Source organism: Streptomyces sp. NPDC058157 (assembly GCF_042884105.1).
Lineage (GTDB): Bacteria > Actinomycetota > Actinomycetes > Streptomycetales > Streptomycetaceae > Streptomyces.
In genome coordinates, this window is record NZ_JBHVUQ010000230.1 from 1 (window position 1) to 10,091 (window position 10,091).

The window sequence follows — 10,091 nt, forward strand, 5'->3', positions numbered from 1 at the left end:
CTCGGGCCAGGGGCCCTCGGCGGGGGCGGGCCGGTGGTCCTTCTCCCCGGCCCCGCCCCTTCCCGGTCCCGGGGCTCCGCCCCGGACCCCGTGGGGACCCGGCACGGCTTCGCCGGCCCGTGGGGCATCGGCCTCGCGGGGGGCGGGCACAGACGCGCCCGGCCGGGCCCGGGTCGGCACGGCGTCGCCGGCCCACAGGTCGTCCGCCCCGGCGGGCGCGTCGGTGCCGCCGGGCGAACCCGCCGGGAGCTCGGCCCACGCCTCGGGGTCGGCGGGCGGGGGCTCGTCCTCGTAGGACGGGTCCTCGCAGTCCGGGGGCCAGAGGTAGGCGTCGTCGGGGGCCTGGGGTGGGGGTGTCCGCGTGGCGCGGGCGGTCAGGTGGGACTCGACCAGGGCCGCCGCCTCGCGGCGGAGGGTGAGGGACGTCGGGTCCAGGGGGAGGGGCCAGGAGTGGTCCGGGGTGGCGTCCGCGGCCAGGGACGGGTTCTCGGCGTCGGGGGCCGGGGCGTCCGCCCAGGTCTCGATCTCGCCGTGGCCGGCCGCGCAGTGGTCGTGGAGGGCGGTCAGGAACGCGGACGGGCCGCGGCGGCGCTTCTGGGTGGGGCCCCACCAGTGGCCCGAGGCGAGGAGGAGGGAGCGGGGGCGGGTGAAGGTGACGTAGCCGAGGCGGAGCTCCTCCGTCTCCTTGTGGGACTTCAGGGCCGCCTTGAAGGACTTCAGGCCCGCCGAGGTCCACGCCGGGTCGGCCGGGAGGGTCTCGGAGTCGCCGCGCAGGGCGTACGGGAGGACCTTCGGGTACGCGGTCCAGGCCTCCGGGGCCTTCTCCTTCGGGAAGGAGCCCGCGCACAGGTCGGGGACGACCACCACGTCCCACTCCAGGCCCTTGGACTTGTGGGCGGTGAGGACCTTGACCGTGTTCTCGCCGCCCGGCAGCGCGTGGTCGAGGCCCTTCTCGTACTGGGCGGCCGTGCGCAGGAAGGCGAGGAAGGCCAGCAGGGTCGCTTCGCCGTCCAGCGCGGCGAAGCCGGCCGCGACGTCCAGGAAGCCGGACAGGGTTTCGCGGCGGCGGGCCGCCAGGGCGTGCGGGGAGGCCGCGAGCTCCACGTCCAGGCCCGTCGTCGACAGGACCCGGTGCAGGACGTCCATCAGCGGGTCGGAGAGGGAGCGGCGCAGGTCGCGGAGCTCCTGGGCGAGGTGGGCGAAGCGGACCCGGGCGGCCGGGGAGAACGGGAGGTCCTCGGTGGCGGAACCGTCCAGGAAGGTCTCCAGGGCGTCGGCCAGGGAGACGACCTCCGCCGGGTCGACGCCCTCGACCGCGGCGGCGAGGCGCCCGTCGGGGCCGTCGGAGGCCCCGGGGCGGGCCACGAGCTGCCGGGCCAGGCGCCCGAGCAGGGCCAGGTCGCGGGCGCCGATCCGCCAGCGCGGGCCGATGAGGAGGCGGACCAGGGCGGCGTTGGCGCCGGGGTCCTGGAGCACCTCGCAGACCGAGACCAGGTCGGCGACCTCGGGCAGGTGCAGGAGGCCGGAGAGGCCCACGACCTCCACGGGGACGTCACGGGCGACCAGGACCGCCTGGATGTTCGCGAAGTCGGCGGCCGAGCGGCACAGGACGGCGATCTCGCCCGGTTCCGTGCCCGTGCGCACCAGGTGCGCGACCGAGTCGCCGAGCCACTCCAGCTCCTCGGCGTGCGTGGTCAGCAGGGCGCAGCGGACCAGCCCGTCGCGCTCCGCGCCCGGGGCCGGGCGCAGGGCCTCGACCCCCTCGTGCAGGGCGCGCAGCGGGGCGGCGAGGCCGTTGGCCAGGTCCAGCAGGCGGCCGCCGCTGCGCCGGTTCTCGCTGAGGGAGAGCCGGGTCGCCGGGCTGCCGTCGGCGTGCGGGAAGTGCTCCGGGAAGTCGTCCAGGTTGGCGACGGACGCCCCGCGCCAGCCGTAGATGGCCTGGCAGGGGTCGCCGACGGCGGTCACGGCGTGCCCCGTGCCCCCTCCGAAGAGGCCGGACAGCAGCAGCCGCTGGGCGACGGAGGTGTCCTGGTACTCGTCGAGGAGGACGACGCGGAACTCCTCGCGCAGCAGTGCGCCGACCTCCGGGCGGGTGGTGGCGAGCCGCGCGGAGAGGGCTATCTGGTCGCCGAAGTCGAACAGGTCGCGGGAGCGCTTGGCCGCGCGGTAGCGGACGACGAGCTCCAGCAGTTCCAGGCGGCCGCGGACGGCCGCGGGGGCCTTGCGCAGGTCCTCGTTGGTGAGCTTGGCGCCGGCGAGGACGTCGAGGAGCGCGGTGTCGTACGCGCGCAGCTCCGCCGGTTCGACCAGGTGCTCGGAGAGCTCCGCGTCGAGGGCGAGGAGGTCGCTGACCAGGTCGGGGACGGACTTGGTGAGGGCGGGGTAGGGGCCGGGGGCCTCGCGGAGCACCTTCGCGGCGAGCTGGAAGCGGGTGGCGTCGGCGAGGAGGCGGGCGCTGGGCTCCAGGCCGATGCGCAGGCCGTGGTCCTTGAGGAGCTGGCCGGCGAAGGCGTGGTACGTGGAGATGCGGGGCTCGCCGCCGGCCGCGTCGGCGTCGGCCGGGGAAGGGTCCGGGTCGGTGACGCCGGCCCGCGCGAGGGCTTTGCGTACGCGTTCGGCCAGCTCTCCGGCGGCCTTGTTGGTGAAGGTCAGGCCGAGGACCTGTTCGGGGGCGACGGCGCCGGTGCCGACGAGCCAGACGACGCGGGCGGCCATGACCGTCGTCTTGCCGGAGCCGGCGCCCGCGACGATGACCTGGGGTGCGGGCGGGGCGGTGACGCAGGCCAGCTGTTCGGGCGTGAAGGGGATCCCGAGGAGCTCCTTGAGCTGCTCGGGATCGTCGAGGACGGGGTCGCGCCCGGACACGTACGCGGTCACCTCAAAAGGCTAGCCGCCCGCGCCGACACTCCCGGCCGCCGTCTCATTCCACGGTCTGGCGGCCCTCGGGGAGGGCGCTGCAGGAGCTGCGGAAGGAGCAGCGCTTGCAGTGTTCACCGGTGGCGGGTGCGAAGCGTTCGTCCAGGACCCGGCCCGCGGCGGTGGCCAGCAGGTCGCCGACCCACGCGCCGGAGCTGCCGGGGGACAGGGCCTCCTGGGCCTGGACCTTCGGGACCTCGTCGCCGCCGTCGCGCTGGGCGGCGCCCTGGCGCAGCTGGACGAGTTCGGCGCCGCCGGGTTCGGGGCGGCGGCCGTCGAAGACCTCGTCGACGGCGCCCTCGCGGACGGCGAGCTGGTAGACGGCGAGCTGGGGGTGGCGGGCGACCTCGTCGCGGGTGGGTGCGCCCTTGCCGGTCTTGAAGTCGACGACGTACGCGCGGCCCTGCGGGTCGGTCTCGACGCGGTCCATGGAGCCGCGGATGCGGACGGCGTACTCGCCGGCGTCGAGGGTGACGTCGAAGTCGTGCTCGGTGGCGACGGCGGTGCGGCCGCCGCGGTCGGTGGTGTGCCAGCGCAGGAAGCGTTCGAGGGCGGCGCGGGCGTTGTCCTTCTCCTGGCGGGACTTCCAGGGGGCGTCGAAGGCGAGGGCGTCCCAGACGGAGTCGAGGCGTTCCATGAGGACGGCCAGGTCGGCGGGGGTGCGGCCGGAGGCGACCTCGTCGGCGAGGACGTGGACGACGTTGCCGAAGCCCTGGGCGGCGGTGGAGGGGGCGTCGGCCTTGACCTCGCGGCCGAGGAACCACTGGAGGGAGCAGGTGTTGGCGAGCTGTTCCAGGGCGCTGGGCGAGAGGTTCAGGGCGCGGTCGCGGTCGCGGAGGGGGGCGGGCGAGGCGGTGGGCTCGTACAGGCCCCACCAGCGCTGCGGGTGCGCGGCGGGGACCAGGGGGCGGTCCTCGTCGTCGGTGAGCGCGGCGAGCCGGGCCAGGCGGCGGGCGGCGGCGTCGCGCAGGGCGGGCGAGGCGTCGGGGTCGACGGTGGTGGCGCGGAGCTCGGCGACGAGGGCCGGGACGGCGAGGGGGCGGCGGGGGCGGCCGGTGACGTCCTTGGGGGTGACGCCGAGTTCGGTGAGGAAGCGGGAGGGCTGGTCGCCGTCCTCGGCGGGGGCCTTGACGGCGGTGACGACGAGGCGGTGGCGGGCGCGGGTGGCGGCGACGTAGAACAGCCGGCGTTCCTCGGCGAGGAGGGCGCCGGGGGTGAGGGGTTCGGCGAGGCCGTCGCGGCCGATGCGGTCGGCTTCGAGGAGGGAGCCGCGGCGGCGCAGGTCGGGCCACAGCCCTTCCTGGACCCCGGCGACGACGACGAGGCCCCACTCCAGGCCCTTGGAGCGGTGGGCGGTCATGAGGCGTACGGCGTCGGGACGGACCGTCCGGCCGGTGAGGCTGTCGGCGGCGATGTCCTCGGCTTCGAGCTGTTCGAGGAAGTTGAGCGCGCCGCGGCCGCCGGTGCGTTCCTCCGCGCGGGCCGCGTTGTCGAAGAGGGCGCAGACGGCGTCGAGGTCCCGGTCGGCGTTGCGGCCGGCGGGGCCGCCGCGGCGGGCCTGGCGTTCGAGGCGCTGCGGCCAGGGGGTGCCGTCCCAGAGGGCCCAGAGGGCCTCCTCGGCGGTGCCGCCGCCCTGGAGGAGCTCGCGGGCCTTGCGCAGGAGCAGGCCGAGGCGCTGCGCGCCGCGGGCGTACGCGGGGTCGTGGGCGGTGAGCCGCTCGGGCTCGGCGAGGGCGCGGGCGAGCAGCACGTCGGAGGGCGCGGGGACGGCGACCCCGGCGGCCCGCTCCTCGTCCCGCAGCGCCCGGCCGAGGCGGCGCAGGTCGGCGGCGTCCATCCCGCCGAGCGGCGAGGAGAGCAACTCGACGGCGTCCTCGACCCCGACCCATCCTTCGCCGGGGGCGGTGCCGGGGGCCGGGGGAAGGTCCCGCCCACCCGCCCCGGAGTCACGAACGGGCTCGCCCACCCCGGCGCCATCGCCCGCCGGGGTGCCCTCGCCGGGGCCGGCCGAGCCCGCACCGGCGGGGCCGGACCCGGCCGGCCCCGGTACGCCGGAAGCCGCCACGTCGGCGCCCGCGGCGCCCGGCTCCGCGCCGGGCGGGGCGGTGTCGGGCGCGGGCACGGCCCCGCCCGGCCGGGTGACGGCGTCGGCTTCCGCCCCGGTGCCGTCGGCTTCCGGCTCCCCGCCGGGCAGCACGGCGTCCGGCCCCGGTACCGCGGGGGCCGCGGCGGCGGCCGTTGCCGTGAGGCGGAGGGCTGTCAGGAGGGGGGTGAGGGAGGGTTCGTGGCGGAGGGGGGTGGTCGTGGTGTCCGTTTCCGCCGGGACGCCCGCCGCGATCAGGGCGCGGCGCATCGCCGGGAGGGTGCGGCCGCCCGAGCGGACCAGGACGGCCATGTCCTGCCAGGGGACGCCGTCCTCCAGGTGGGCCCGGCGCAGGATGTCGGCGACGTTGTCGAGTTCGGCCCCGGCGGTCGGGTAGGTGTACACCTCCACGCTGCCGCCCTCGCGGACCGGCGTCAGGTCGCGGTGGGCCCGTACGGCGGCGGCGGGCAGGCGCGGGACCGGCATGCGGGTGGTCAGGAGGCGGGTGGCGGCCAGGAGGGCGGAGCCCGAGCGGCGGCCGACGGTGAGGGCGCGGACCCGGGCGCCGGGGAAGGACGCCTCGAAGTCGAGGGTGTTGTTGATGTCGGCGCCCCGGAAGGCGTAGATCGACTGGTCGGGGTCGCCGAAGGCGACCAGGGTGCCCGCCGGGCCGTTCAGCGCGCGCAGCAGCCGCAGCTGCGAGGCGTCCGTGTCCTGGTACTCGTCCACGTAGATCACGTCGTACGAGGAGGAGAGGGACGGGGTCTCCTCGGCGAGGAGGACGGCGCGGTGGACGAGCTCGGCGTAGTCCAGGGAGCCCTGGAGGTCCAGGACGTCGAGGTACTCGGAGAGGAAGGCCGCCGCGGCCTTCCAGTCGGGCCGGCCGATGCGGTCGGCGAAGGAGGCGAGGGCGGTGGGGCCGAGGCCCAGCTCGCGGGCGCGGGCCAGGACGGCGCGGACCTCGTCGGCGAAGCCGCGCGTGGTCAGCGCGGCCCGCAGGTCCTCCGGCCAGCGGATGGAGCGGAGCCGGCGCTGGCCCTCCAGCAGGGTGCGGACCATCACGTCCTGCTCCGGTCCGGACAGCAGGCGCAGCGGGTCCGCGAAGAGTTCGTGGTCCTGGTGGGCGCGGACCAGCCCGTAGCAGAAGGAGTGGAAGGTGGTGGCCTGCGGGGCGCGGGCACCGCCGAGCCGCAGGGCGGCGCGGTCGCGGAGTTCGACGGCGGCCTTGCGGCTGAAGGTGAGGATCAGGATGCGGGCCGGGTCGGTCCCGGCCTCGACGCGGGCGGCGGCCGCCTCCACGAGGGTGGTGGTCTTGCCGGTGCCCGGGCCGGCCAGGACGAGGAGCGGTCCGCCGGTGTGATCAACCACCGCCCGCTGGGCCGCGTCCAGAACAGGGGGGGCCACCTGCCGCGGGCCGGTGCGCACCAGGCGGTACGCGTCGGGCGTACGCGTACGCCGCTCCGAGCGGCCGGGAGGAGAGGTGATCACGTGGGGTGCCGGTCCTGGTGGGTCTGCGGGTGCTGTCAGCGGGGCGGACGGCGCGGGCGCCGGAGCCGAAGAGGCAACGCTACGGCAACCGGCCGGGCCGCCGCAGTCCGTCCCGGCGGGCCCGGGCGTCGACCCGGGGGCCCCGCGGGCCGTCCCCCGTACGGGCCTTCGGGTGCCCGTCCCGATTCCGGATGGCCGAAGCTGTCAGATGTGAGCCTCGTCGCCTCCGGCGTCCTCCCCACCCCCGTCCCAGCGTGCCCGCCGCATCGCCAGCCGGGGCTCGCCGGAGGGCGTCTCGCGCAGCGGCGTGCCCTCGGTCCGGTAGTGCTCCAGGGCGCGGCGTTCGTGCCCGGGCAGGGGTACGCCGTCGGCGCGCACCACCCGCCACCAGGGCACGGCTCCCCCGTACAGGGCCATGACGCGCCCGACTTGGCGGGGTCCGCCCTCGCCGAGCCACTCGGCGACGTCCCCGTACGTCATCACCCGGCCGGGCGGAATCCGCTCGGCCACCTCCAGTACCCGCTCCGCGTACGCGGGCAGCTCTGCGCTCATTCCGCCCATGGTGCCGGATGCCGCCGACGGCTCGGCGGAAGCTTCGGTTCCATACCGGCGCGCACCCTGATGCCCCGCTGGGCCGCCGGTCCGTGCCACCATCTTCCGGGCGGTGACTGGTGATACGTGATCAAGAAGAGACGGAAGTGACGGCGAAGGAGCGGGGTGTGAGCCCTCCGGACGGTGCGGGAACGGGCGGGGGCGCCCGCCCTGACAAGGGCGCGCCCGACGGGGGTGCCGCGCGCCCTGCGCAGCCCGCCGGGGACGCGCACGCGCACCCCGCGCGGCCCCGTCCGGCGGAGCCGCGCCCGCACGACCCGCACCCCGACGACCCGCCCGGCCACACCCCGACGGCGGCCGACACCGTCGAGGTGGACGAGCCGCTGCTCGCCGCCCGCGTGCACCGCCCCTCCGACCTCGTACGCCTCCTCGTCGGGCTCCTCGGCATCGCCGTCGTCCTCGGCATCGCCGCCTTCGCGCACGGCACGACGGTGGGCCTGGAGGCCGACATCAGCAAGGGCACCGGCCAGGCGCCCGACGTGCTGATCAAGGTCGCGGGGCTGGTGTCGAGCATCGCGGTGCTCCTCGTCCCCGTCGCCTTCGCCATCGAACGGCTGATCAAACGCGACGGGCTGCGCATCGCCGACGGCGTCCTCGCCGCCGTCCTCGCGCACGGGGTCACCCTCGCCACCGACCTGTGGGTGTCCCAGGGCGCCCCGGAGACCATCCAGGACGCGCTGACCCGCTCCGCCGGCGGCGGCGCCCTCACCGACCCGGTGCACGGCTACCTCGCGCCGGTGATCGCGTACATGACGGCCGTCGGGATGACGAGGCGGCCGCGCTGGCGGGTCGCGCTGTGGGTGGTGCTGCTGCTGGACGCCTTCGCGATGCTGGTCGGCGGGTACACCACGCCCTTCTCGATCATCCTGACCGTGCTGATCGGCTGGAGCGTGGCGTACGGGACCCTGTACGCCGTCGGCTCGCCGAACGTCCGCCCCACCGGGCAGCACCTCCTCGCCGGGCTGCGCCGGGTCGGCTTCCAGCCGGTCAGCGCGATGCGCGCGGAGGCGCCCGAGGGGGACACCGCCGAGACCGGCGACCGGGGCCGGCGCTACCACGTCACGCTGGAGGACGGTCCCCCGCTGGACGTCACCGTCGTGGACCGCGAGCAGCAGGCCCAGGGGTTCTTCTACCGGGTCTGGCGGCGGCTGACCCTGCGCGGGATCACCACCCGGCGCAGCATCCAGTCGCTGCGCCAGGCCCTGGAGCAGGAGGCCCTCCTCGCGTACGCGGCGATCGCGGCCGGGGCGAACGCGCCGAAGCTGATCGCCACGTCCGAGCTGGGCCCGGACGCCGTGATGCTGGTCTACGAACACCTGGGCGGGCGCACCCTCGACGCCCTCCCCGACGAGGAGATCACCGACGAGCTGATCCGCAACGCCTGGGAGCAGGTGCGGGCCCTGCAGTCGCGGCGGATCGCGCACCGCCGGCTCACGGGGGACGCGCTGGTGGTGGATCGTTCCGGCAAGGTCGTCCTGACCGACCTGCGGGGGGGTGAGATCGCGGCCGGCGACCTGGTGCTGCGCATGGACGTCGCGCAGCTGCTGACCACGCTCGGCCTGCGGGTCGGCCCGGAGCGGTCGGTGGCGTCGGCGGTGTCGGTCCTCGGCCCGGACACGGTCGCGGACTGCCTGCCGCTGCTCCAGCCGATCGCGCTGAGCCGCTCGACCCGGGCGACGCTGCGCCGGCAGGCCCGGGAGCGGGCGGACCGGCAACGGGAGGCCGTGCTGGAGTCCTCGCGGGCGGCGAAGGCGGCCCGCGAGGCGGCGGCCGGAACGGACGGGGCCTCCGGGACCTCGGGGACCTCGGCGGCGGCCGAGCGCAAGGCGGAGAAGAAGGCGCTGGACGACGCGCTGGAAGGGGCCCGGGAGGAGGACCTGCTGAGCCTGATCCGCAAGCAGGTGCTGCTGATCCGCCCGCAGGCCCCGGTGGAGCCGGCCCGGCTGGAGCGGATCCGGCCGCGGACGCTGGTGTCGTTCATCGCGGGTGCCTTCGGTGCGTACTTCCTGCTCACGCAGCTGGCGCACGTGGACTTCGCGACGATCGTCGGCCAGGCGCAGTGGGGCTGGGTGGGGGCCGCGCTGGCCTTCTCGGCGCTCACGTACGTGGCGGCGGCGATGAGCCTGCTGGGCTTCGTGCCGGAGCGGGTGTCCTTCGTGCGGACGGTGATCGCGCAGGTGGCGGGGTCGTTCGTGAAGCTGGTCGCCCCGGCGGCGGTCGGCGGTGTCGCGCTCAACACGCGGTTCCTGCAGCGGGCGGGGGTGCGGCCGGGGCTGGCGGTGGCGAGCGTCGGGGCCTCGCAGCTGTTCGGGCTGGCCAGCCACATCCTGCTGCTGCTGTCGTTCGGCTACCTGACGGGGACCGAGAAGACCCCGGAGATGACCCCGTCGAGGACGGTCATCGCGGGCCTGCTGACGGTGGCGGTGCTGGTGCTGGTCGTCACGGCGGTGCCGTTCCTGCGGAAGTTCGTGGTGACGCGGGTACGGGCGCTGTTCGCGGGCGTGGTGCCGCGCATGCTGGACGTGCTCCAGCGGCCGCAGAAGCTGATGACGGGCATCGGCGGGATGCTGCTGCTGACCGGCTGCTTCGTGATGTGCCTGGACGCGTCGATCCGTGCCTTCGGGGGCGGGCAGGCGCTGAGCTACGCGAGCATCGCGGTGGTCTTCCTGGCGGGCAACGCGCTGGGATCCGCCGCGCCCACGCCCGGCGGCATCGGCGCGGTGGAGACGACGCTGACGCTGGGGCTGATCGCGGCGGGGCTGGAGAAGGAGGTGGCGATCTCCGCGGTGCTGTTGTTCCGGTTGATGACGTTCTGGCTGCCGGTGCTGCCGGGGTGGGTGTCGTTCAACTTCCTGACGCGGAAGGAAGCGATCTAGCTCCGCGGGGTTACGGGGCCGCTGCGCGGAGCCGGTCTCCCCGCCCCGCCCTTCCTCCGTTCCCGCCTCAATCGCCGGCGCGGCTGCAAAACCCGGGGCTCCGCCCCGGACCCCGG

At 76.1% G+C, this 10,091-nt stretch carries 4 protein-coding genes; 1 reads left to right on the top strand and 3 read right to left on the bottom strand.

Annotated features, from left to right (window positions below):
- The 3 genes from ACFVXK_RS33540 to ACFVXK_RS33550 all read right to left on the bottom strand — a co-directional run.
- Nucleotides 1–2,877, bottom strand: a 2,877-nt coding sequence (locus ACFVXK_RS33540) for a UvrD-helicase domain-containing protein (protein ID WP_389619431.1), incomplete at its 3' end; no start/stop codon positions are given.
- Between the two features lie 43 nt (nt 2,878–2,920).
- The gene (locus ACFVXK_RS33545; protein WP_389619440.1) at nt 2,921–6,484 is read right to left on the bottom strand and encodes an ATP-dependent helicase; all 3,564 of its coding nucleotides are present in this window, start codon (nt 6,482–6,484) and stop codon (nt 2,921–2,923) included.
- 207 nt (nt 6,485–6,691) lie between these two features.
- Nucleotides 6,692–7,048 carry an MGMT family protein gene (locus tag ACFVXK_RS33550; protein WP_389619434.1) on the bottom strand — a complete coding sequence of 119 codons (357 nt, stop codon included), beginning with the start codon at nt 7,046–7,048 and terminating at the stop codon, nt 6,692–6,694.
- Nucleotides 7,049–7,206: 158 nt separating this feature from the next.
- Here ACFVXK_RS33550 and ACFVXK_RS33555 point away from each other — a divergent pair, with 158 nt between their 5' ends.
- The gene (locus ACFVXK_RS33555) at nt 7,207–9,975 is read left to right on the top strand and encodes a lysylphosphatidylglycerol synthase domain-containing protein (RefSeq protein WP_389619437.1); all 2,769 of its coding nucleotides are present in this window, start codon (nt 7,207–7,209) and stop codon (nt 9,973–9,975) included.
- Nucleotides 9,976–10,091: the final 116 nt, after the last annotated feature.

What these genes read in the sequence shown, in the direction of transcription:
- ACFVXK_RS33550 (WP_389619434.1), bottom strand. Translation starts at nt 7,048, where the DNA reads ATGGGCGGAATGAGCGCAGAGCTGCCCGCGTACGCGGAGCGGGTACTG.